This window comes from Streptomyces sp. HUAS ZL42, assembly GCF_040782645.1.
Classification (GTDB): domain Bacteria; phylum Actinomycetota; class Actinomycetes; order Streptomycetales; family Streptomycetaceae; genus Streptomyces.
This window is the reverse complement of the sequence record NZ_CP160403.1, coordinates 5,045,028-5,067,780: the sequence shown is the minus strand read 5'-3', so window position 1 is coordinate 5,067,780 and position 22,753 is coordinate 5,045,028. Positions and strand designations below refer to the sequence as shown.

The 22,753-nt window shown below is 70.9% G+C and carries 20 protein-coding genes, 1 tRNA gene and 1 other RNA gene; 9 read left to right on the top strand and 13 right to left on the bottom strand.

Features of this window, described 5'->3' with window-relative positions:
- Nucleotides 1-10: 10 nt before the first annotated feature.
- The 3 genes from purD to ffs all read right to left on the bottom strand — a co-directional run bounded on the left by purD (nt 11) and on the right by ffs (nt 3,951).
- On the bottom strand, nt 11-1,261 hold the full coding sequence (gene purD / locus ABZO29_RS23320) for a phosphoribosylamine--glycine ligase (RefSeq protein ID WP_367322124.1): 1,251 nt from the start codon (nt 1,259-1,261) through the stop codon (nt 11-13).
- Between the two features lie 219 nt (nt 1,262-1,480).
- Entirely contained in the window at nt 1,481-3,796 is a 2,316-nt protein-coding gene (locus ABZO29_RS23315; RefSeq protein WP_367322123.1) for a DNA polymerase III subunit gamma and tau, read from the bottom strand.
- Between the two features lie 56 nt (nt 3,797-3,852).
- An RNA gene (ffs, locus tag ABZO29_RS23310) (signal recognition particle sRNA small type) lies at nt 3,853-3,951 on the bottom strand.
- A 72-nt stretch (nt 3,952-4,023) separates the two neighbouring features.
- Here ffs and ABZO29_RS23305 point away from each other — a divergent pair.
- From ABZO29_RS23305 to ABZO29_RS23290, 4 genes are all read left to right on the top strand, one after another.
- Nucleotides 4,024-4,111: transfer RNA gene (locus ABZO29_RS23305), tRNA-Ser, on the top strand.
- 153 nt (nt 4,112-4,264) lie between these two features.
- Nucleotides 4,265-4,741 (top strand): hypothetical protein, encoded by a 477-nt coding sequence (locus ABZO29_RS23300; protein WP_367322122.1) that lies wholly within the window; start codon nt 4,265-4,267, stop codon nt 4,739-4,741.
- Nucleotides 4,742-4,809: 68 nt separating this feature from the next.
- Nucleotides 4,810-5,661, top strand: coding sequence for an MBL fold metallo-hydrolase (locus tag ABZO29_RS23295; RefSeq protein WP_367322121.1), 852 nt, complete (start codon nt 4,810-4,812; stop codon nt 5,659-5,661).
- Between the two features lie 238 nt (nt 5,662-5,899).
- Complete coding sequence (locus ABZO29_RS23290) at nt 5,900-6,034, top strand: hypothetical protein (protein ID WP_367322120.1); 135 nt, start codon at nt 5,900-5,902, stop codon at nt 6,032-6,034.
- Between the two features lie 36 nt (nt 6,035-6,070).
- Here the strand turns inward: ABZO29_RS23290 and ABZO29_RS23285 are convergent, their stop codons facing one another.
- Nucleotides 6,071-6,832 carry an ATP-binding cassette domain-containing protein gene (locus ABZO29_RS23285; protein ID WP_367322119.1) on the bottom strand — a complete coding sequence of 254 codons (762 nt, stop codon included), beginning with the start codon at nt 6,830-6,832 and terminating at the stop codon, nt 6,071-6,073.
- A gap of 187 nt (nt 6,833-7,019) precedes the next feature.
- Here ABZO29_RS23285 and ABZO29_RS23280 point away from each other — a divergent pair, with 187 nt between their 5' ends.
- Nucleotides 7,020-8,021: a substrate-binding domain-containing protein gene (locus ABZO29_RS23280; protein WP_367322118.1), complete on the top strand. Its 1,002-nt coding sequence runs from the start codon at nt 7,020-7,022 to the stop codon at nt 8,019-8,021.
- 40 nt (nt 8,022-8,061) lie between these two features.
- On the top strand, nt 8,062-9,075 hold the full coding sequence (locus ABZO29_RS23275; protein WP_367322117.1) for an ABC transporter permease: 1,014 nt from the start codon (nt 8,062-8,064) through the stop codon (nt 9,073-9,075).
- A 31-nt stretch (nt 9,076-9,106) separates the two neighbouring features.
- Here ABZO29_RS23275 and ABZO29_RS23270 read toward each other — a convergent pair whose 3' ends face one another.
- Nucleotides 9,107-9,397, bottom strand: a complete 291-nt coding sequence (locus tag ABZO29_RS23270; RefSeq protein WP_367326210.1) for a zinc-ribbon domain-containing protein — start codon at nt 9,395-9,397, stop codon at nt 9,107-9,109.
- Nucleotides 9,398-9,625: 228 nt separating this feature from the next.
- Here ABZO29_RS23270 and ABZO29_RS23265 point away from each other — a divergent pair, with 228 nt between their 5' ends.
- A complete protein-coding gene (locus ABZO29_RS23265; RefSeq protein WP_367326209.1) occupies nt 9,626-10,933 on the top strand; it encodes a chloride channel protein in 1,308 nt (435 codons plus the stop codon).
- Here ABZO29_RS23265 and ABZO29_RS23260 read toward each other — a convergent pair.
- Genes ABZO29_RS23260 through ABZO29_RS23245 form a run of 4 tightly spaced genes read right to left on the bottom strand, consistent with a single transcriptional unit; the run spans nt 10,881 to nt 16,693 of the window.
- Nucleotides 10,881-12,704 carry a glycoside hydrolase family 15 protein gene (locus ABZO29_RS23260; protein WP_367322116.1) on the bottom strand — a complete coding sequence of 608 codons (1,824 nt, stop codon included), beginning with the start codon at nt 12,702-12,704 and terminating at the stop codon, nt 10,881-10,883. The genes ABZO29_RS23265 and ABZO29_RS23260 overlap by 53 nt on opposite strands.
- A gap of 12 nt (nt 12,705-12,716) precedes the next feature.
- Nucleotides 12,717-14,132 carry a DUF2252 domain-containing protein gene (locus tag ABZO29_RS23255; protein ID WP_367322115.1) on the bottom strand — a complete coding sequence of 472 codons (1,416 nt, stop codon included), beginning with the start codon at nt 14,130-14,132 and terminating at the stop codon, nt 12,717-12,719.
- Entirely contained in the window at nt 14,129-15,709 is a 1,581-nt protein-coding gene (locus ABZO29_RS23250; protein ID WP_367322114.1) for a GMC oxidoreductase, read from the bottom strand. Before ABZO29_RS23250 ends, ABZO29_RS23255 begins: the two co-directional genes overlap by 4 nt.
- A gap of 60 nt (nt 15,710-15,769) precedes the next feature.
- On the bottom strand, nt 15,770-16,693 hold the full coding sequence (locus ABZO29_RS23245; protein WP_367322113.1) for a YhjD/YihY/BrkB family envelope integrity protein: 924 nt from the start codon (nt 16,691-16,693) through the stop codon (nt 15,770-15,772).
- Between the two features lie 293 nt (nt 16,694-16,986).
- On the opposite strand from ABZO29_RS23245, the gene ABZO29_RS23240 reads away from it, so the two are divergent.
- Nucleotides 16,987-17,196 (top strand): hypothetical protein, encoded by a 210-nt coding sequence (locus ABZO29_RS23240; RefSeq protein ID WP_367322112.1) that lies wholly within the window; start codon nt 16,987-16,989, stop codon nt 17,194-17,196.
- A gap of 16 nt (nt 17,197-17,212) precedes the next feature.
- Here the strand turns inward: ABZO29_RS23240 and ABZO29_RS23235 are convergent, their stop codons facing one another.
- Both ABZO29_RS23235 and ABZO29_RS23230 read right to left on the bottom strand, forming a co-directional pair.
- Nucleotides 17,213-18,148 carry a cyclase family protein gene (locus tag ABZO29_RS23235; protein WP_367322111.1) on the bottom strand — a complete coding sequence of 312 codons (936 nt, stop codon included), beginning with the start codon at nt 18,146-18,148 and terminating at the stop codon, nt 17,213-17,215.
- Nucleotides 18,149-18,339: 191 nt separating this feature from the next.
- On the bottom strand, nt 18,340-19,620 hold the full coding sequence (locus tag ABZO29_RS23230) for a hypothetical protein (RefSeq protein WP_367322110.1): 1,281 nt from the start codon (nt 19,618-19,620) through the stop codon (nt 18,340-18,342).
- A 157-nt stretch (nt 19,621-19,777) separates the two neighbouring features.
- Here ABZO29_RS23230 and ABZO29_RS23225 point away from each other — a divergent pair, with 157 nt between their 5' ends.
- The gene (locus ABZO29_RS23225) at nt 19,778-20,200 is read left to right on the top strand and encodes a DUF6325 family protein (RefSeq protein ID WP_367326208.1); all 423 of its coding nucleotides are present in this window, start codon (nt 19,778-19,780) and stop codon (nt 20,198-20,200) included.
- 16 nt (nt 20,201-20,216) lie between these two features.
- Here the strand turns inward: ABZO29_RS23225 and ABZO29_RS23220 are convergent, their stop codons facing one another.
- Both ABZO29_RS23220 and ABZO29_RS23215 read right to left on the bottom strand, forming a co-directional pair.
- A complete protein-coding gene (locus ABZO29_RS23220) occupies nt 20,217-21,275 on the bottom strand; it encodes a cytochrome d ubiquinol oxidase subunit II (RefSeq protein WP_367322109.1) in 1,059 nt (352 codons plus the stop codon).
- On the bottom strand, nt 21,272-22,735 hold the full coding sequence (locus tag ABZO29_RS23215; RefSeq protein ID WP_367322108.1) for a cytochrome ubiquinol oxidase subunit I: 1,464 nt from the start codon (nt 22,733-22,735) through the stop codon (nt 21,272-21,274). Before ABZO29_RS23215 ends, ABZO29_RS23220 begins: the two co-directional genes overlap by 4 nt.
- Nucleotides 22,736-22,753: the final 18 nt, after the last annotated feature.

Here is a 22,753-nt window from a genome sequence, read left to right as displayed (position 1 = left end):
AGCCTGAGGACTACGCCCCCGCAGCCTTCGCCGCGATGTCCGTACGGTGCTGGGAACCCTCGAGCCGGATGCGCTCGACGGCCCGGTAGGCGCGCTCGCGGGCCTTGGTGAGGTCCTTTCCGGTCGCCGTGACGGACAGGACGCGGCCACCGGCGCTGACGACCGCGTCGCCGTCGCGCTTCGTCCCTGCGTGCAGGACGTACGCGTGCGGGGCGTCCTGGCCGGCCACCTCGTCGAGGCCGGTGATCGGGTCGCCGGTGCGCGGGGTGCCGGGGTAGTTGTGCGACGCGACGACGACGGTGACCGCGGCGTCGTCGCTCCAGCGCAGGGGCTCCAGGATGTCGAGCGTGCCGTTCGCGGCGGCGAGCAGGACGCCGGCCAGCGGGGTCTTCAGACGGGCCAGGACGACCTGGGTCTCCGGGTCGCCGAAGCGGGCGTTGAACTCGATGACGCGGACGCCGCGGGAGGTGATCGCGAGGCCGGCGTAGAGCAGGCCGGAGAACGGGGTGCCGCGGCGGCGCATCTCGTCGACGGTCGGCTGGAGGACGGTCTCGAGGACCTCTTCCACCAGCTTCGGGTCGGCCCAGGGCAGCGGGGAGTACGCGCCCATGCCGCCGGTGTTCGGGCCCTCGTCGCCGTCCAGGGCGCGCTTGAAGTCCTGGGCGGGCTGGAGGGGGACGACGGTCTCGCCGTCGGTGACGGCGAAGAGGGAGACCTCCGGGCCGTCGAGGAACTCCTCGATGACGACCCGCTCACAGGCGGCGGCGTGCGCCTTGGCGACCTCGACGTCGCTGGTGACGACGACTCCCTTGCCTGCGGCGAGCCCGTCGTCCTTCACGACGTACGGTGCGCCGAAGGCGTCGAGGGCCTCCTCCACCTCGTCCGGGGTCGTACAGACGTAGGAGCGGGCGGTCGGCACCCCGGCAGCGGCCATCACGTCCTTGGCGAACGCCTTGGAGCCTTCGAGCTGTGCGGCCTCCCGGGAGGGGCCGAAGACCGGGATCCCCGCCTCGCGCACGGCGTCGGCGACCCCGGCTACGAGGGGTGCCTCCGGGCCTACGACCACGAGCTCCGCGCCGAGCTCCGTGGCCAGCGCGGATACGGCCTTGCCGTCCAGGGCGTCGACCTGGTGCAGCTCGGCGACCTCGGCGATGCCGGCGTTGCCGGGGGCGCAGTGCAGCGCGGTGACGGCGGGGTCGAGGGACAGGGAGCGGCACAGGGCGTGTTCGCGGGCGCCGCTGCCGATGACGAGGACGTTCACGGGGTCAGCCTAACGGGCGTGGGCCGGGGTGTTTTGTGCGGGCTTCTGAAGGCCGGGGGCTCGGCTGTTCGTAGGTTCCTCCGAAACGTGGGCCTGCACTGCGGCGGTGCCCCTCCCTGGGGACTGCCGCGCCCAGACCCCCGCTTCGGCCCCGAACGGGCCTGGTCCTCGATCGCCGGACGGGCTGGATGATGCCGGCCGACACCAAAAAGTCACGCGCTACTCGTTCTGGAACTCCTCCACCACGGTGGCCCCCAGCTCCCGCACGATCAGCTCGTGGCCGGAGAGGGCCGACTCGTTGAGGTCGGGGTCGTCGTCCTCGGGGATGTCGTCCTCGGGGGCGACCGGCTCGGGGGCGGAGGGGCGGGGGGCGGGGGTGGGCGGAGCCGTCGCCGTCGGCGGGGTGGGAGCGGAGGGCGCGGTCCGGGTGGGCGCGGGGCGGGGGGCGGGCGTGCCACCGCCGGTACCGCCACTGCCGCCGGCGCCGCCGTAGCCGCCCGGGGCGCCGCCTCCGCCGTACCCGCCGCCGAAACCCGAGGAGCCGCCGGTCGGGGGTGCCGAGCCGCCCGAGGGATCGATGACGGCCTCGATCTTCCAGTGGACGTTGAACTGCTCGGCCAGCGCTTGCCGCAGCACGTCCTCGCTGCCGCTGCTCGCGAAGTTGTCGCGGGCGCCCGCGTTGACGAAGCCGAGTTGGAGGGTGGTGCCGTCGAAGCCGGCGACGTGGGCGTTCTGGCTGAGGAGGATCCAGGTGAACCGTCGGCGGTTCTTCACGGCCTCGAGGATGTTCGGCCAGAGCATGCGCGGGTCGAGGCCACCGGCGGGCGGTGCGTATGCGGCGGCCGCCGGCGCCTGGGCGGCGGCCTGGGCAGGGGCCGGGGCCGGCGGGGTGGAAGCGGGCGGGCCGGCCGGGGTGGGCGTGGCCGGCGGTCGGGCGCCTCCGCCCGCGGGCGCCGCGGTGGGCCAGCCGCCGGGCCGACGTCCACTGCCCGCGGCGGTGGCGGTGGGCCAGGCGCCCGGGGCGGGAGCTTCGGCCGGCGCGGGAGTCGGTGCCTGGGGCGCCTCCTCCGCGGGAGCAGGGGGAGGCGGGGCCGCGGCAGGAGCCGGTGACGGAGCCGCAGCCGGAGTCGGGGGCTGGGCCCGTACCGGAGCCTGCGCCGGGGGCTGGGCCTGTACCGGAGCCTGCGCCGGGGGCTGGGCCTGTACCGGAGCCGGGGTCGGAGCGGGTGCCGCCCCGCGAACCGCCGCCCGGGCCGCCGCAGCACCACCACCCGTCGAGAGGGGAGGCACAGCCGCGCCCCCGTGCGCCTGTCCATGCGCGTCGGGGCCGGGAACGTATCCCATGGCAGGCATCCCGGACGCCCCCGCGGAGAAGTTCACCCCCCGCTCAAGCCGGTCGATGCGGGCCATGACGGAGCGCTCGTCGGCATAGGCGGCGGGCAGCAGTACGCGCGCGCAAATAAGTTCGAGCTGAAGGCGGGGCGAGGTGGCCCCCCGCATCTCGGTCAGCCCTTCGTTGACGAGATCGGCGGCGCGGCTGAGTTCGGCGGCCCCGAACGAGCCGGCCTGGGCCTGCATGCGTTCGAGGACGTCGGCGGGAGCGTCGATGAGCCCCTTGGCGGCCGCATCCGGGACGGCGGCGAGAATCACCAGGTCCCGCAGTCGCTCAAGGAGATCGGCGACGAACCGCCGAGGGTCGTTGCCTCCCTCGATGACCCGGTCCACGACCTCGAAGGCGGCGGCCCCCTCGCCGGAGGCGAATGCCTCGACGACGGAGTCGAGCAGCGACCCGTCGGTGTACCCGAGCAGGGAGGTGGCCATCGCGTACGTCACACCGTCCGCGGCGGCACCGGCGAGCAACTGGTCCATGACCGACATGGAGTCACGCACGGATCCCGCGCCGGCCCTCACCACCAGCGGCAGCACGCCGTCCTCGACGGGGATCTTCTCCTTCTGGCACACCTCGCCGAGGTAGTCCCGCAGGGTCCCCGGCGGCACCAGCCGGAACGGGTAGTGGTGGGTCCGGGACCGAATCGTCCCGATGACCTTCTCCGGCTCGGTGGTGGCGAAGATGAACTTGAGGTGCTCCGGCGGCTCCTCGACGACCTTGAGGAGCGCGTTGAAGCCGGCCGACGTGACCATGTGGGCCTCGTCGATGATGTAGATCTTGTAGCGACTGGCGGCGGGCCCGAAGAAGGCCTTCTCCCGGAGCTCACGCGCGTCGTCCACACCTCCGTGCGAAGCGGCGTCGATCTCGATGACGTCGATGGAACCCGGCCCGTTGCGAGCGAGATCACGACAGGACTGGCACTCCCCGCAGGGAGTCGGCGTGGGCCCCTGCTCGCAGTTCAGGCATCGCGCCAGGATCCGCGCGCTGGTCGTCTTGCCGCAGCCACGCGGCCCGCTGAACAGGTACGCGTGATTGACCCGGTTGTTCCGCAGCGCCTGCTGCAGCGGGTCGGTGACATGCTCCTGCCCGATGACCTCGGCGAACGACTCCGGGCGATAGCGGCGGTACAGCGCGAGAGACGACACACATACGAGGTTATAGGCGCCCACTGACATCGAGTCCCGCGCACAAGACCCCCGACAACGCGAACGCCCCCCACGCACCCGCCAGAGCCAACCTACCCTTGCTGCCTTCCGGCCCTGGGGGAGTTCAGTCAGATAGCGCCGCGTGAGGGGCTGCGCCAAGGTTACCCGATGCCAGGGGCAGGGAACGAGTTCGCGAGCACTCCTCTCGGTCATGTAATGTTTCCGGCGGAGGATTCGCCTAGAGGCCTAGGGCGCACGCTTGGAAAGCGTGTTGGGGGCAACCCCTCACGAGTTCGAATCTCGTATCCTCCGCCAGTGCCTCACCGGGCATGTTGTCGAAGGGCCCCACCGCTTGCGGTGGGGCCCTTCGACGTTTTCTCAGGGCCTCGTTGTCCTGGTCTTTGTCCACGAGGGCTGTCTCCGGGGCGCCCCAGATCGCGGCCCAGATCTTCCGAGCCACGGAAAGCGATGACCACGGGAGCCGTGGCCGAGGTGGCGCCGGGTTCGGCCGTCACCGGGCAGATTCCCACCGGTCAGCACTGGGTGGGGGCGCCCGCGGTCAAGCTCGGCAAGGCCAAGCGCAACCGGCCCGAGGAACGCCCGCCGCGGGGCGCGTACTGGCGGGCGATGTACGGCATGACGGGCTTCGCCCTGACCGCGCTGCCGCTCCTGGCGGCCGGGGCGGCGCTCCTCGTGGCGCACGCCTTCATCACGCCGGGCGCACCTCTGCGGGGTGCCGCGCTCACCCTCGTACCGGCCACGCTCGCCCTAGGGGTGTTCCGCACGGCACCCACGGGCGCCCACGGCCGGCACCGGCCCCGGTCGAGTACCCGGAGCGAAGAACCGACGGTCGCGCTCAGCCGATGGCCGGGGCGAGACCTGCCGGCGGCGACCGCGCACCCCTCGTCGCTCACCGAAGCCGGCCGTCACCCGTTCTGCGTTTGACGACAGCCCGGCACGGGACTGCACTGGATTCATGGAGGCTGCGGCGACTGCGTCCTGGGAGAGCAGCGATGACAACCATGGAAAGTTTCAACCTTCTGCAGCCGTACAAGGTCGCCGAGGAGACGTTCGTCATCCCGTGGGCCCTTGAGGCCCCGCCGGTCGGCCACTTCCCGATGAATTCGATGGTGATCCGGGGAGCCGAACCGGTCCTCGTGGACACCGGGGCGCCCGCAGTGCGCTCCCAGTGGCTGGAGGCGGCCTGGTCCGTCGTGGATCCCCTGGACGTACGGTGGATCTTCCTCACCCACGACGACCGCGACCACGCCGGCAACCTCCTGGCGGTCCTCGCGGAATGCCCGAACGCGACCCTGCTGACGACATGGTTCTCCATCGGCCGCATGGCCGAGGAGTGGGAGACTCCCATCAACCGGTGCCGCTTCATGACCGACGGCGACACGATCGACGCGGGCGACCGCACCCTGGTCGCCAAGCGACCACCCCTGTACGACAACCCCACAACCCGCGCCCTCTTCGACCCGAAGACCAACGTCCTCTGGGCCGTCGACACCTTTGCCACGAACGTGCCGACCCCCATGCCCGAAACGGGAGCGCTGTCGCCGGACGAATTCCGCGACGGCCAGTTCTTCGGCGGAAGCCTGGTCTCCCCCTGGGTCGCCCTGCTGGACGCCCAGAAGTTCGGGACGGTCGTCACCGGCTTCCAACACCTGAACGCCGAGGTCATCGCGGGCTGCCACTGCCCGGTTCTCCGCGGCCCCCAGATCCCCGAGGCCTACGACCTCCTTCGCCAGCTCCCCGAAATCCCACCGTGGGCAGAGTTCACCCAGGCCGACCTGGACCAGTGGATGGCGGTGGCCGAGAGCTCGGTTCCGCCGGAGCAGCCGCGGCCGTCGGGGACGTGAGCGGCGCTGCCGCGCGGCGTTGAGATCTGCTGTACGCCGGCCGCCTGCAACCCCCGACTGCCGAAGGGGTAATGCCGCGTAGGCGCCCATCAGCCCTGCGGGGCGAACTCCCTGTCCGCAATGCGAGCCGGCGGCGGTATCCGTTCATCGACGGCCTGTCAGGATCCTGCATGGCCGATCTGCGCCGGCTCGAACGCTCCCGCTTCCCGCTCGAGGAAACGGCGGAGGCGTTCCGGCGTTGGACGCCCTGCCCAAGAAGAGCGCGCGCGAGCTGCGCGCCCTCGTGGCACCCCTCGACGACAGGATTCTGAGGAGGGCGAAGGTCATCCAGGTCGACGACCTCGGCGCGCCCTGGTGGCGGGACCAGCTCTAGATCATCGACGAGGTTCCGTATCCCATGGCCCGGGAGTCAGACGTTGCTCGTGACGCCGACGATGGCGGAGAAGATCCGCTCCTGCGGGGTGGTCGGTACATGGAAGAAGCCGTTGTTGCAGCCGAGCCGCAGCACCGCCGCCTCGTCCGCGACAGCCTTGACGTCGCCCAGGTTGTGACTGATGAGGATCACCCCGATGCCCTGGTCGCGGAGCTCGTCGACCAGGTCGAGGACGTGGCTGGCGTGGGGGGCGCCGAGCGCCGCGGTGGGCTCGTCCAGGAGGACGGCCTTCGGGCGGCCCAGGAGCGCGCGGGAGATCGCGACGGTCTGCCGCTGGCCCGCGGACAGCGCGGCCACCGGAGCACGCACGTCGGGGACGCGGATGCCCAGCGCGTCGAGCTGTTCGCGTGCCTCCCTGCGCATGCCGCCGTTGTCCATCAACCGGAACAGGCGGCCCCGCAGACCGGCGCGCCGCCGCTCCCGCCCCAGGAAGAGGTTCTCGGCGACATCGAGGTCGTCGCACAGCCCCAGGTTCTGGTACACGGTCGCGATGCCCAGGCGCTGGGCGATCCGGGGGGTCCTGATCTGGACGACCCGGCCCTCCCACTCGATGACGCCCTTGTCCGCGGGATCGACACCCGCGATGACCTTGATGAGGGTGGACTTGCCCGCGCCGTTGTCACCCAGAAGGGCGACGACCTCACCCTCGTGGACCTCAAGGTCGACGTCCTTGAGGGCCTGAACCGCGCCGAACCGCTTGGAGATCCCGCGCAGCGCCAGCAGGGGCGGCCCAGTCACGCGAACCTCACCTTCTCCCGATCACCATCTTTCGTCCCGATCGGGATGGACGCAACGCAGGGCGCACCGAACCGTGGAAGAGCAGACTGAAGTGGCACGGCGCGGTATTTATCAACAATCTGGACACATGGTGTAGATCGTAGGGGGTTCGAACGACTCTGGACCCGGTCGGAGGAGGGTGTCATCGATGGCACGCCACCACGCCGTCCGACTCCTCATGGCGGGCACACTGCTGCTCGGCGCCGCCGCCTGCGGCGGGAGTCAGGACTCCACGGGTGACGACGGGAAGCAGAAGGTCACGATCGGCCTGGTGACCAAGACCGAGACCAACCCGTTCTTCGTGACCCTGCGCAAGGCCGCCCAGGCCTCGGCGAAGAAGCACGACGCCGAGCTCATCGCCCTGTCCGGCAAGTTCGACGGCGACAACGAGGGCCAGGTCGCCGCGGTGGAGAGCCTCATCGCCCGCGATGTGCAGGGAATCCTGATCACACCGTCGAACACGACGGGGATCCTGGGCGCCATCGCGGAGGCCCGCCGGCAGGGCATCCTGGTGATCGCGCTCGACACCGCGACGGACCCGGAGAACGCCGCGGACGCCACGTACGCGACCGACAACCTCAAGGCCGGACGCCTCCAGGGCACCTACGTCAGGGCCGTGCTCGCAGGCCGCGACCCCAAGCTGTTCATGCTCGACGGCACGGAGGGCTCCACGGTCAGCCAGCAGCGTCACGACGGCTTCCTCCAGGGCTTCGGGATCGACGACGACTCACCGGTGATCCGCGGGCAGGCGATCACCAACGGGGACCGCAACCGGGCGCAGACCGCGACGGAGAACCTGCTGCAGCGCACGACCGACGTGAACTCGCTCTACGCCATCAACGAGCCGGTCGCCAATGGCGCCTACACGGCCCTCACCGAACGCGGCCTCGCCCAGGAGGTGACCATCGGCACCATCGACGGCGGATGCGAGGGCGTGCGCGACGTCAGAGCCGGCAAGTACGCGGCCACCGTCATGCAGTTCCCGGTCCGGATGGCCGACCTGGGTGTGGCCGCGGTCACCGCCTTCGTCAGGGAGGGGAAGAAACCGTCCGGCTTCACGGACACGGGCACGCAACTCATCACCGACAAGCCGGTGCGGGGACTGGCGTCCCAGAACACGGACTGGGGACTCCGGCGCTGCTGGGGGTGACCTTCCGGCGCCGATCGGGCGAAGGGATCAGTAACGGATCATGAGATCTCCGGTCGCGACCAGTCCCGCCGCCGACGGCGAACCGGGCACCGCGCTGCGGGACGCGCTGCGCTACGCCCTGCGCACACCGACCGTCGGCCCCCTCGCGGCCCTGGCCCTCGCCGTACTGGTCTTCTCGCTCACGACGGACACGTTCCTGACCCCGCGAAACCTCTCCCTGGTGCTGCAGCAGTCCATCGTGATCGGCACCCTGGCACTGGGCCAGACCCTGATCATCCTCACCGCGGGCATCGACCTGGCGAACGGGGCCATCGCGGTCCTGGGGACGATCGTCATGGCCAAACTCGCCTTCGAGGGAGAGAGCCCCGCGGGAGCGCTGCTGCTCGGCCTGGCCGTGGCGACCTTCCTCGGGCTCGTCAACGGACTGCTCGTGGCCCGGCTGGGTCTGCCCCCCTTCATCGTGACCCTGGGCGCACTGACCGTCGTCTACGCGGTGAGCAGGCTCTACTCGGACTCCCGCAGCTTTCCGGTGACGGACGAACTGCTCGTCTTCTGGGGCAACGGCGTCCATCTCGGGGGGGTTCTCGTCACCTGGGGGACGTTCCTGCTCGTGGGGCTGTACGCGTTCTTCTGGTACGTGCTCACCAAGACGGCCTGGGGCCGGCACCTCTACGCCGTCGGCAACGCTCCCGAGTCCGCGCGCCTGACCGGCATCAACGTACGGAGCACGGTCCTGTGGGTCTACATCACCGCAGGTCTCCTCTACGGCATCGCCGCCTGGCAGGCCCTCGGCCGCATCCCCAACGCGGACCCCAACTCGTACCAGACGGCGAACCTGGAGAGCATCACCGCCGTGGTCATCGGCGGGACCAGCCTCTTCGGCGGCCGGGGCAGCGTCGCGGGAACCCTCATCGGAACGCTCATCGTCACGGTGCTCCGGTCGGGCCTCACCCAGGCGGGCATCGACAGCCTCTATCAGGACGTCGCGACCGGAACCCTCGTCATCGTCGCGGTCGGTGTCGACAAGGTCCTGCGCAGAGGAGCCACCCGCTGAGACCGGCCTGACGGCGACCTGAGGGCCCTGCTCAGTGCTGGTACGGCTGCTGCTGCGGCTGCCCATGGACGTGACCGCCGTGGCCGCTCGCCCCCTGTGCCTGCAGCTGCTCCGCCTGCTCCTTGGTCAGCTGCTGTTCCGCGCCGCAGAAGGTGCACTGCGTCTGGTACTTCGTCGAGATCGGGAACAGCGGCACGAAGAACAGCGTGAACTTCGTGACGCGCTTCCTGAGCGTGTGCGCCGCGGGATTGCCGCACCGGCCGCACACCAGCGTCAGTATCGCGAGCTGGTACAGGTACCCCTTGGTGCCAAAGAGGATGATCACGTTGTCGGTCCTTCCCGAGTCGGCGTGTGCAGCACAGTCTCCTGCACCGCGGTCGGCGGCGTGGCGACGGGTCCCGCACGGCCGGGCGGATAATCTCGTCCCGTTATGGGAGGGAATCGGGTGCCGAGTCGCCGAGCCCAGGAGGACTCCATCACCGGGACGAAGTCGGAGGGCGCCGCGGCCGCGCCGGTGAGCCAGCCCCCGGAGGCCGATCAGCTGCGGACCATGCTGAACCGGCCCGAGTACCGCAGGGCGCTGGTGTTCTGCGGGCTGATCGGCATCCCCGTGTCGCTGATCGCGTTCTGGTTCCTCGTCGCGCTGGAGGAACTGGAGCAGCTGATCTGGACGGACTGGCCCGAGGACCTGGGCTGGGACCATGCCCCCTGGTGGTGGGGTTTCCCCCTGCTGCTGGTGGCCGGAGCGGCCGTCGGCCTGGTCGTCGGCCGGCTGCCCGGGCGGGGCGGGCACATCCCTGCGGGCGGCCTGCACTCGGGCGGGATCACGAGGAACGCGCTGCCCGGTGTCGTCATCGCCGCGTTCTTCAGCCTGCCCCTCGGCGCCGTGCTCGGCCCGGAGGCGCCCCTGATCGCCCTGGGCGGCAGTCTCGCCCTGCTCTTCGGAAGCCTTGTACGGGCGCCGGACACGCAGGCGAGCAGGGCGTTGCTCGGTGCGGCCGGCTCCGCGGCGGCCATCTCCGCGTTGTTCGGGAACCCGCTGGTGGGCGCGGTGCTCCTGATGGAGGTGGCCGGAGTGGGCGGGCCGCAGCTCTACGCGGTGATGCTGCCGGCCCTGCTGTCCAGCGGGGTCGGGGACGTGATGTTCACCGGGTTCGGGCACTGGACCGGTCTGCAGACCGGCAGTCTGGACATCGGGCTGCCCAAGGCGCCGCTGCTCGACGCGGGGGACGTCCTGTGGGCGCTGCTGATGGCCCCGGCCATCGCCCTCCTGATCCACGGGGTCTTCGTGGGCGGGCGGTTCGCGGCCGTCTTCGTGTCGTCGTGGACGGTACGGAACACCACGCTCTGCGCCCTCGGAGTGGCCGGCTGCGTCGCCCTCTACACAGTCGCGACCGGCCGTTCGCCGTCCGAGGTCGCCCTGTCCGGCCAGACCACCCTGGGGGAGCTGGCCAGGGACCCGCATGCCTGGTCGGTGGGCGCCCTGGTGGGGATTCTGGTGTTCAAGGCCCTCGCCTACGCGCTCTGTCTGGGCAGCCTGCGGGGCGGTCCCGTCTTCCCCGCGCTGTTCCTGGGCGGAGCGGCCGGCGTCCTGCTGGCGCCGCTGCCCGGCTTCGGTCTGGTGCCGGCCATGGCGGCCGGGATGGCGGCGTCGGTGACCGCGGCTCTGCGACTGCCGGTCAGCAGCGTGATGCTGGTCGTCCTGCTGCTGGGCAACGTGGACACGGTCGCGGTCGTGGTGCTGGCGTCGGTCGTGTCGTTCGTCGTGACGCAGCTGTTGCCGCAGGGGCCCCGGATCCCCGCGTTCAGCGTGCCGCCAGCCGGTCGAGCGCGTCGTCCAGAGTCGTCGCGGCCATGATGAGCGACAGGTGGGTGAAGGCCTGCGGAAAGTTGCCCAACTGCTCGCCGCTGGGTCCGATCTCCTCCGCGAACAGCCCGACGTGGTTGGCGTACGTCTGCATCTTCTCGAAGGTGTACCGCGCCTGCGGGAGCCGGCCGGCCCGCGCGAGGGCGTCGACGTACAGGAAGGTGCAGAGGCTGAACGTGCCCTCCGAGCCGCGCAGTCCGTCGGGGGAGGCCGCGGGGTCGTAGCGGTAGACCAGGCTGTCGGAGACGAGCCGGTGGTCCATGGCGTCGAGGGTGGACAGCCAGCCGGGGCTGCGCGGGGCGATGAAACCCACCCGGGGTGCGATCAGGAGTGAGGCGTCCAGTACGTCGCCGCCGTAGTGCTGGACCAGCGCCTGCTCCTTCTCGCTCCAGCCGCGCTCCATGACCTGCTCCAGGATCGTGTCGCGGGCCCGGGTCCAGAGCTCCGTGTTGGCCGGCCGTCTGAACTCGTGGGCCATTTTCAGGCAGTTGTCCAGGGCCGCCCAGCACATCACGCGGCTGAAGGTGAAGTCCTTCCGCCCGCCACGGGTCTCCCAGATGCCCTCGTCCGGCCGGTCCCAGTGGTCCGCGAGCCAGTCCAGCAGCCGCGTGATTCCCTTCCAACCGTGGTAGCCCACCTGCTGGCCGATCTCCTCGATGCCCTCGGACATGGCGTAGAGGACCTCGCCGTAGATGTCGAGCTGCAGCTGGTCGGCGGCGGCGTTGCCGGCCCGCACCGGACCCGAACCGCGGTAGCCCTCGAAGTGGTCGAGGACCTCCTCCGACAGATGGGGATCACCGTCGACCCGGTACATGATCTGCAGCGGTTCCCCTCCCTGTCCGTCGCGGGCCCGCAGCCGGTCTCCGAGCCAGCGGACGAACTGGGCGGCCTCCTCGAGGAATCCCAGGTCGAGCAGCGCCCGGACCGAAAGCGAGCCGTCCCGTACCCATGTGTACCGGTAGTCCCAGTTGCGCTCGCCACCGACCTGCTCCGGCAGACCCATCGTCGCGGCGGCGACCGGGGCACCGGTCGGCGCGTAGGTCAGCAGTTTGAGGGTGATGGCCGAGCGGTTCACCATGTCCGGCCAGCGGCCGCGGTACCGCGAGGTGCGCACCCAGCGCTGCCAGAACTCGACGTTGTCCCGCAGCGCCGGGGCGATCGTTTCGACGGTCGGCGGCTGCGGTGCCTCACCGTCCCGGCCGCACACGGTGAACACGGCGGCGGCCCGCTGACCCGCCTGCAGTGTGACCGAGCCCCGGACGTCCCGGCCGTCCCACTCCAGCGGGAAGGTCGCCTGCAGATACGCGGTCGTACCAGGGGCCCGGAAGGTGGCGGTCCCGTCGGTCATGTCGAGTTGGTGCTCGGCCCGGGCGTAGTCGAAGCGCGGGCGGCACTCCAGGGCGAAGCGCACGGTGCCGCGCACCGTCCGCACAATGCGCACGACCGTGTGCCGGTCGGACGGTGTCTGCGACTCGATGACCGGCATGTGGTCGATCACCTCGCCGACCCCGTCAGGGGACATGAAGCGGGTCACGACGATGGCGCTGTCGGGGTAGTAGAGCTGCCGGCGCGTCACCTCGGAGGAGGTGGGCGCGAACTGGAAGTGTCCACCGCCGTCGTGGTCCAGCAGGGACGCGAAGATGCTGGGCGAGTCGAAGCGCGGTGCCGCGAACCAGTCGATGACCCCTTCCGAGGAAACCAGGGCCGCTGTCTGCAGGTCCCCGATCAGCCCGTGGTCCGCGATGGGCGGGTAACGGCGCACGGCAGTCTCCCTTCAGGCCGCTTCGGCGCGGACCCGGCCCGCCCGGACGGCCTGGACGAGGGCCTGGTGGTCCTTCTCGTTCTGGTCCGCGTACAGCTCGGCGAACGTCGCCAGCGCGCGGTCGAAGACATCGCCGCTGCCGAGGTACGCGGCGATCGCGATCCGGTCGCCGGACCTGGCGTGGGCGCGGGCCAGCGTGGCGCCGCACAGCTGCCCGAACAGGCCCATCCGGTTCGGTGACATGTTCTCGGCGACGGCGATGCCCTTCCAGTCCCGCAGTTGGCGCACATAGAAGTCGCGGCGCCGGCCGTCGATGCCCGTGGCTCGTTCCCAGCCCAGGAAGATGTCGCTGGTGGCCTGCATCAGCCGCTGGCCGGCCACGACGCGCTCGCCCTGGGTGGGGAAGGTACCGGCGCCGGCGTAGGGCGCGAGCACCGACTCGTCGGCCTCCTTGGCCTGCAGGAACAGCGGGTCCCCGGAGTCCCGGCCGAGCAGCAGCACGATCCAGCAGCGGGTTCCCACGCTGCCCACCCCGACGACCTTGCGCGCGATGTCGGCGACGCGGTAGCTCTGCAGGAGGAACCGGCGGTCGGACGGCAGACTCCGGCCGTAGTTCTCGATGAGCCGGTTGATCTCCTTCTCCAGCGCGCCACGCGGCGCCTGCGGAAGCAGGTCCTCCAGTCGCACCACGAGCGGCGGGTCGGGGGCGATCAGGCGCCTTCCGCCGACGACGTGAGTGAGCTTGTCGAAGACCTGGAGCGTGTCGTGCGCGCGGGCCCGCTCCCGGGTCTGCGCCCAGCGCTCACGGGTCCTGGCCCCGAGCTCGACGGGGAACCGCTTCTCCAGTTCGTCGGCCTCAAAGCGGGTGTACCAGACCTCGAGGTTGCCCATCGCCGCGAATTCACGCATCCGCTCGCGGTACGACCGCACGGTCGCCCGCACCACCGTGGCCCGCTCCTTGGCGCTGAAGCCGTTCGCCCGGCCGGCGATGACCAGGCTGGCCGACAGGCGCTTGACGTCCCACTCCCAGGGACCGGGCAGCGTCTCGTCGAAGTCGTTGATGTCGAACATCAGCCGGCGCTCCGGAGAGGCCAGCAGCCGGAAGTTCAGCATGTGCGCGTCGCCGCACAACTGCGCCCTGATGCCGGTGCGGGGAGTGTCGGCGAGGTCCGCCGCCATGATGGCGGCGGCTCCGCGGTAGAAGCGGAACGGCGATTCGCTCATCCTGCCGTAGCGGATCGGTACGAGTTCCGGGACCCGCTTCGCCGACTGGGCCTCGATGACGTCCACCGGATCGGTGCGCTTCGGCGGGGGTGTGAAATCACCGTGCGCGGACCGAGGGGCCGCGGACCGGGCGGCCTTGCCGAACGCGGCCCGTTCGTCCGGAGTGCGGTGCCGCATGTCGTGGCCGGTCGGGTGCTCGTTCATTGCAGACGCTCCGCGATGTGGTCGCCGACGCGCAGCGCGTTGGCGATGGCCGTCAGCGACGGATTGACCGCCCCGATGCTCGGGAAGAAGCTCGTGTCGACGACGTAGAGGTTGTCGAGGTCGTGGGCCTTGCAGTTGACGTCGAGCGCGGAGCTCGCGGGGTCGCTGCCGAAGCGGACCGTGCCCGCCTGGTGTGCCGTGGCGCCGATGGGCATCCCCTTGTGCAGGTAGATGCTGTGCGGAAGCAGATGGTGTTCGTGCATCCCGAGGTGGCCGAGCATCGTCTGCAGCTTGTGCCGCAGCCGCCTGAGCCCGGCGATGTTGTTCTTCTCGTCCAGGGCCAGGTGCACGGCGCCGTCCCGGTCGAGGGTGACGCGGTTGTCCGGCGCGGGCAGATCCTCGCCGCACAGCCAGAAGTCGACCGCGTGGTGGGCGAGTACCTCGAAGGGCATGTCGGGGGAGACGGCGCCGGCCCAGCGAGGCGCCTCCCCGTGGATCTGGTCGGAGTCCGACTTGCCGAGCATCTGGATGCCGCCGAGTGGGTAGTCCCAGTCGTCGGATCCCAGGTACCAGTCGTGCAGGGCGAGCGTCTTCTGGAACCTGGTGTCGTTCGGCTCCCTGGACACGGCCATCAGCGCCAGGTTGTTGTGCCGCATGTAGTGACGGCCCACCACGCCCGAGCTGTTGGCCAGGCCGTTCGGATGCCGGTCGCCCGCCGAACGCAGCAGCAGGACGGCGGAGTTGACCGCGCCGCAGGCGACGACCACGATGTCCGCGCCGAACTCCGCCGTCGAACCGTCCCGCAGGGCCGCGACGACCGAGGTGACGCTGCGGCCGGCCGGGTCCGTGACGAGGCGCCGGACCTCGGCGCCGGTGACCAGCTCGACGTTGTCGTGGCGCAGCGCGGGGTCGACGCAGATGACCTGGGCGTCCGACTTCGCGCCCAACAGGCAGGGGAAGCCGTCGACGCGGTCGCAGCGGATGCACACGCTGTCGTGGGTGGCCCGGCCCCGGTCGTCCTGGGTGAGGTTCACGCCGATCGGGAGGTGGAACGGGTGCAGCCCCTGCTTCTCCAGGTCGTCGCTCAACTGCTGGATGCGCGGCTCGTGTTGGACGGGCTCATAGGCGTACTGGGCGCTCGTGGGCCCCTCGGTGGGATCCTCGCCGTGCCTGCCGTGCACCAGATAGAGGTGCTCGGCCTGCGTGTAGTACGGCTCCAGGTCCTCGTAGCGCAGGGGCCAGGCGGGCGAGACGCCGTCGTGGTGGCGGAGTTCGCCGAAGTCCTCCGGGCGCAGCCGGAACAGCGCGGCTCCGTAGAACTTGGTGTTCCCGCCCACGTAGTAATTGACCTCCGGGGGGAACTGATTGCCGTGTTTGTCGTACCAGAATTCCGGGGCTCGGTACTTTCCCTTGACGAAGACCGCCGTGGAATCCCAGTTGTCCCGTTCGCGGGGGAGATAGTCGCCCCGTTCGAGAATGAGGATGCGTTTCCCACTGGGCGCCAGCCGATGGGCAAGGGTTCCGCCGCCCGCGCCGGTGCCGATGATGATGACGTCGTAGTGCCGCGCGTCGCGCATACCGGCCGCCGTTCTCGGAGCACGCTCCGTCCTGCCGGGTGAATGTGGCGAATTGGTAGCCTAATCCCCTTTTGCCAAGGTATCGCCGGACGGTGCTCGGGGCGACTCGGGTGTGCCCAGGCGCCGCGCCACCGCGGGTTCACGTGCGACGACCGCGCCGGCGGTGAGGCACAGGGTCACGACCACGCACAGCGCGATGAGCCACGACAGCAGGGTGAAGACCGCGCCCAGCGATCCGTACCTCTCGAGGCTCTTGTTGAGAGCCCTGGGCACGTAGAGGTCGGCGAGCGACGTGAGGACGCTCAGGGCCACTCCCGTCAGGAGGGCACCCGGCAGCAGCGGGGCCCAGGGCATGCGGCCGGTCAGCAGCAGGTGCTGTGTCCACCACCAAATGCCGGACTGGGTGACCAGCAGGAGCGGCAGCCCGAGCCACAGCCCGAGGCCGAGGCCGTCCCGCAGGGCTCCCTGCAGCCCGAACATGACGAGCCACGCGGTGATCCAGGCGATCCAGCGCCAGGCGGCCATCCGCGCACCCGCTTTCGGAACGAGCCACGCGCGCTCGCAGAGCCGCTGCATGGCCCGGCTGCACGCGGTGGCCGAGATCAGCACCATCAGCCCGCCGACGACGCCGGTGGTCTGACGCAGTTCGGAGGTGTCCGTCTGGAAGAGCTGCTGCCACTGGTCGTTCGCGCTTCCGGTCAGTCCGAAGACGTCGCGCAGGGAGGTGGCGAACTGGTCACGCAGCGCCTGCGGTGCGACGGACGCCAACACGAAGAGCAGCGGTACCGCCGTGAGGAACACCTGGGCGGCGAGCCGGGTCGCGGAGTCGAGCACGTTCACCGAGATCAGATGCGTCAGGAGGTGGGTGATCACCGGAAACCGTGACTCGGCGCGGCCACGCAGCCCGAGCAGCCGCCCGCGCCACCGCTTCCGACGGGGCGGCGGAGCCGGGTGCTCGCTTCCGTCTCCTGCGCCTGACTGCATGCTGCCAGCGTGCCGCCGCGGCGCCCTCGCGGCCCGTGGCGCAGGCACGACGGGGGCCGGTCGGGTGACAGCCAGGCGGGGCCCAACGGCCACGCAGCACGGGCGGCGGCACTCGCCCCGGCCACATCACGGCGGGCTCGCGACCCAACCGCGACCCGTGGGGGCACAGCACGGCCGGACAAGGCGACCGCCACACGTCACTCGCGCGATGCCGGAGACCACGCCACCCCGCCCGCAGCGGCACGGCACAAACCCTCCGGCAGGATGACGGCGCGGCTCGGCAGGATCTCGCTGTGGACCGCGCCACCACCGTCGCCGCGCCCGCCGCCACGAACCCCCACCATGCCGACCTGTCCCACGCCTCCTCCCGGGTGGTCCTGTTCGGCTACTGCCTCCTGGCCACCGGCAGTCTGCCGGCGATGGAGATCCATGCGACGGCGGCCCCCGGCTCCGCCCGAGTCCGGCTCGGCCGCATCTACCGGATCCACCGGATGACGTCCTGAGTCCGGCAGACCGCGCTCACAGGACGGCGAGCGGATTGACCGGGGAGCCCGTCGCGGACGGCAGTCGCAGCGGGGCGATCACGCACAGGAACGACCAGCGGTCCTCGTCGGCGCAGACCGGCGCGAGTTCCTCGAGTCGCAGCCAGTCCAGCAGGTGCAGCCCCATGGCGTGCACGGCGAGCACATGCACGGGGAAGGCCACGTCCCGCACCGCGCTGGGCGCGGTGTCGTTGTTGCCGTCGCTGCCGAGCACCGACACCTGCCGCTCGGCCAGGAACTCCAGGGCGGCCGGATGCAGCCCGGCCCGGGCATGGGCCACGTCCCACGGCCCGAGCTCCTCGCGGCGCCGCCGATGTCCCACCCTGACGAGCACGATGTCGCCGGGGCCGGCCCGGACGCCCTGCCGGGCCTCTGCTGCGGCGAGGTCGTCCGCGGTGACGTGGGCTCCGGGCTCGAGCCAGGGCAGGCCGTGCAGTCCCGGGATGTCCAGCAGCACGCCGCGGCCCACGATGCCGTCCCGGGCCAGGTCGACGGAGAGGGCATTCGCGCCGTCGGGGGACAGGGTGTCGGCGGCCGAGACGCCGCCGTGCAGCGTGCCGTCGTAGATGACGTGGCACAGGGCGTCGAGGTGGGTGTCGGCGTCGCCGTGGACGTCCATGGCGAAGCGGTCGCGTGCGAAGTCCAGCCCGCCGCCCGGTGCCGGGACACCGCCGGGTGGTGCCGTGAGCCGGTGCTCGGCGGGCTGCGGGTCGTCGGGCCCGGCCACCGTGTTCACCGGGGCGGCCAGCGAGATGCTGCGGCCCGACCGCACCTCGTGCACGGCGGCCAGTACGCGCTCGGGCGTGAGGGTGTCCAGGGCGCCCCGGGGCGACATGGCGCCGGGGGCCGTACTCCGCAGCCGCCGGTACAGCGACCGGAAGCCGGTCTCGGTGAGCTCGTGGGAGGTCGGCACGCTCCCACCATGCGGCAGGGCGTGGATCCTCGCGCGCGGAGCCAGCCGGAACGGATCGTCCCGATTTGCCGGAAACCCGGTGTCACTGCGGCCAAGGGACGGGCGGCCGGGGACGCGGCACGGGGCTCACTGCTGCAACTGCTGCTCCACAGAGCGCGCGGCACACCGGGCACCGCCGGGCCGACCCGGGGTCACGCGGGCGCGGTGTCCAGGAACTCGCGGATCGCGAAGGCGACCAGCACGATCACCGCCGTCCAGATCACGACCATCATGGTCGGGTAGCTCCAGGTGAACAGGACGACCGCGGCCACCGCCAGGATCGCGGCCCCGATCCACGGCTTGAAGCGGTGTACGAAACGGCCCACAGGGCCCAGCCGCAACCCCGCCGAGGTCGCCACGTCCCGCCCGGAGCCGATACTCCGGCTGCAGAAGCGACGGGTGAACACGGCGACCCGGGACGGGCCGACGAAGAAGGCTCCGAGGCCGGTGACCAGGGCCAACGCCCCGACCGCCCGCACACTGGAGCGCAGGAACTTCACCAGCGAGTCGTAGATGGCGCCCGCGGCGTCCGCGTTCGCCCCCGGCGGCAGATGGTCCAGATAGACGGCGCGGAAGACGGTGAGGACCACGCCCAGCAGAACCATGGCGAGGAAGATCCCGATCGCGGCCCCGATCAGCGCCCTCCTGCGATGGAACGCCACGAACACGCCCGCGGCGGCGATCAGCACCGCGATGATCGGCAGCCAGTTGCCGATGATCTGCAGCACCCTCAGATACGACTTGATCTTGCCGACGTCCTTCCCCTCGATCACGACGAAACTGGTGTGCACCTCGGGGATCTTCGCGGCCACCTTGAGTCCCCGATCGACCAGCCGCTCCTTCACTTGGGCCACGATCGGCCCGAGGTCGACGGCGACCTGGTTGTTCTTCAGCACCACCACACCGCCGGACGTGCCCGTCAGCGCCTTGTCCACCGCGTTGTGGGCCCGGCGGTTGGCGTTCGTCCAGGCCGTCTCGAAGGCGTCGCTGGAGACCACCCGCCGCACGGTGGAGCTCACCAGCTCCTTCAGACCGCTGTTGATGGGGCCGCTCAGATCGCCGATGAGGCCGGCCGCCCTCGGGGGCACGCCCTTCTCCTCCGCCGCCTTGCTCAGTTCCGCGACCAGGCCGTCCACGTCGATCTGCCTGAGCACGGCGTCGGTGACCCGGGTCGTGACGGCCTGCTGGATGTCGGGGTTGGAGGCGAGCGGGCCCACGGTCGCGACGTAACGGTCGGTGTCCCGGATGATGCTGTTCGCCCAGACCGCGACCACGGCGAGAAGTGCAAGCAAGGACGCGAGGACGATCAGCACGACCGAGCCCAGCGCCCGGAGCCGGTGCTTCGGCTCGCGCCGGGCGGCCTCCAGCTCGCTCACCCTGTGCCGCAGTTCGTCCAGTTCGCTGTCCGATGGGGGCGTGTCGCTGCCTGTCATGCCTTCGAGGAGATCCCGGCGTAAGCCGATGCGCGAGGCGGGAGGGGCCGACGTGGTGACGCCCGCACCGGGTGCGACGGCCGGTGTCCGGTGATGCAATGGCACTCAGGGGCCCACGAGCACCAGAGGTGACGCCGTGACCGAGCCATTCGACGAGATGGGACCCATCGACTACGTGGTGGTGGAGTTCCCCGGCAACCGCATGACGGGCGAGGGCTTCCCGCTGCTCGTCGATCTGGTGGACCGCGGCATCATCCGGATCCTCGACCTGATGTTCATCAGGAAGGAGGAGGACGGCACGGTGACCGCCCTGGAGATCGCCGATCTCACCGGTGACGGCAAACTCGATCTCACCGTCTTCGAGGGCGCCCGCTCGGGCCTGCTGGGCCAGGACGACCTCGAGGAGGCCGCCGCCGCGGTGAAGCCCGGCAACTCCGCGGGCCTGCTGATCTACGAGAACGTGTGGGCCGCCCCGTTCGCCGCCGCCCTGCGCCGCGGCGGAGGCCAGCTTGTCGCCTCCGGCCGCCTGTCCGTGCAGGACGTCCTCGCTTCACTGGAAGCAGCGGAGGCCGCTTCCTGAGTGACGGCACCGACGATCAGAGGGGGTCGTCCTGGCCTGATCCGCGTGCCGGCGCCGCACGCAGATCCGCGTCGGTGAGGGACTGCAGGGCGCCGCGGGTGTCGAGTCTGTAGAGCAGGAACAGGGCCGGGCCGACCAGGACCACCGCGATCAGCGTGACCAGGGCGAGCCAGCGGAGTGTCGTCGAGGACCCCGCCGCCTCGGAGACGGTCAGTGAGGTGGGAATGAGATACGGCCGCTGGGCCAGCCCCCACGCGAAGACGACGAGGGCCACGCAGGCGGTCGCCGTGAGCCGTGCCCATCCGGTGGCCGAGCGGTGCAGCAGGCCCGCCGTGGCCAGTGCGCAGACGGCTGCCAGGAGCACCAGTACCAGCCCGGTCCCGCTGGTGAGACCGTCGTACACGTACCGCGCGTCGTTGTGCGTCACGCCGAGACCGATGAGCGCGAGGACGGCGACGACGCCGAGACTGGCCCAGGCCCGCAGCCGGAAGTAGCCGACGAGGCCGGTCTCCCCGAACCGGAGGGCGTCGGCGGTGAGGAACACCGCGCCGAGGAACGCGGTCGCCGCGACGGTGAGCAGGCCCGCGATCACGGACGTCCCGTTGGACCACGCCTCGGCCGACGCCGGCGTCCCCGGTGCCACCCGGCCGGTGGCCAGGCCTCCGACCACCGCGCCGAGGAAGAACGGGGTCAGGAGCGAGGAGACGGCGAACATCGCGCCGTAGATCCTGCGTCCGGCGAGCCGCCGGGTGGGTTTGCGCAGGGCGAAGCCCGCACCGCGCAGGACCAGTCCCACGGCCGCGAGGGCCAGCGGGAGCCACATGGCCGAGAAGATCGTCTCGAACAGGATCGGGAAGCCCGTCCACATGACGACCAGGATGAAGATGAGCCAGACGTTGTTGACCTCCCAGACCGGCGCCATGGCGTGGTCGACCAGCCATCGGGGACGTCTGCCGCGCTCGGCGCCGCCGGCCATGAGATCCCAGAACCCGGCACCGTAGTCCGTGCCCCCGGCGCAGGCATAGGCGGCCACCAGGATCAGCAGAACCCAGGCGATGAGGTCCTCGACGGTCATGCGCGGCCCCCGCTTCCGTGCCCGGTGCCGTCGTCGGCGCCGGACATCGCCCGCGGCCCGTAGGGGATCTCGCTCTCCGGCCCCTCCACGGCGGCTTCGGCGGCCGCGCCGGAGTCCGCCTCCCGCCACGTGGCGCTCATCTTCCGTACGACCGCCAGGAACGCGGCGAAGGCGCACGTGTACACGACGACCACGATGCCGAACATGGTCCACAGCCCGTAGGCGTGGGTGCCGGTGACCGCCTCCGAGACCCGCATGTGCCCGTAGACGATCCAGGGTTGGCGGCCCACCTCCGTGGTGATCCAGCCGCATTCGAGGGTGAGAAGACACGCGGCGCCGGAAACGGCCGCGCACCGGAAGAACCAGGGTGACCTGGGCAGGCCGCCGCGGCGCAGCCGGCACCAGCCGTACCAGAGCGCGAGCAGGATCAGCAGGCTCCCGACGATCACCATGATGTCGAACGCCCAGTGGACGATGGTGGCCTGGGTGGTCGTGGGACGGTCGCTCGCGGCGACCGCCGTGAGTCCGGGCACCTCGGTGTCGGGGCTGAAGCCGGCCAGGATCGAGTCCAGTTGGGGGATCTTGATGCCGCCGGAGATGCTCCCGTCGGAGTTCAGCCGCCCGAACAGGTACTCCGGCATATGGGTGCCGGTCTTCCAGACGATCTCCATGGCGGAGAACTTCACCGGCTGCTTGTGGAAGACGGCGCGGGCCAGGGAGTCCCCGAGCACGAACTGCACCGGGGTGAGGACGGCCGCCACGGTGAAGGGGAGGGTGAAGCCGAGCCGGTGGTAGCGGTCCCTGCGGCCGCGCAGCCAGCCGACCGCGTACACGCCGGCCACGACATACGCGGCGGTCATGTAGGCGGCGCCGAGGAAGTGCCAGTACTCGGGGCCGAAGATCGGGGTGAAGATCGCCCGCCGGACATCGACGCCCGCCACGTCGCCGGACGAGTCGAAGGTGAAGCCCCGGGGCGTGTTCATCCACGAGTTCGCGGCGATGATCCCGAACGCCCCGAGCAGCGCGGACGCGCACAGCGGAACGCCGGCCCAGAAGTGCGGCCACGGCCTGAGCGTGCGCCAGCCGTACAGATAGATGGCGATGAGGATCGCCTCCAGGAAGAAGGCCCACCCCTCGATGCCGAAGGCGAGTCCGAAGACGTCTCCCCAGCGCCCCATCATGCCGGGCCACAGCAGCCCGAACTCGAAGGACAGCACGGTTCCGGTCACGATGCCGATGGCGAACTGCACGGCCATCACCGCCGACCAGCGGCGCGCGAGGCGCAGCGCGACCTCGTCGCCCTTGCGCAGCCCGCGGTAGTGCATGAGCAGGGTGAGGGCGGGCAGGGCGACGCCGAAGGGCACGAGCAGGATGTGCGCGGCCAGGGTGAAGGCCATCAGTTCGCGTGCGGGCAGGAGCTGGGGCGGTGTGGCCGCCAGGACGTCGATCGCGTTCGTCACGCAGGGCCTCGCTGGTCG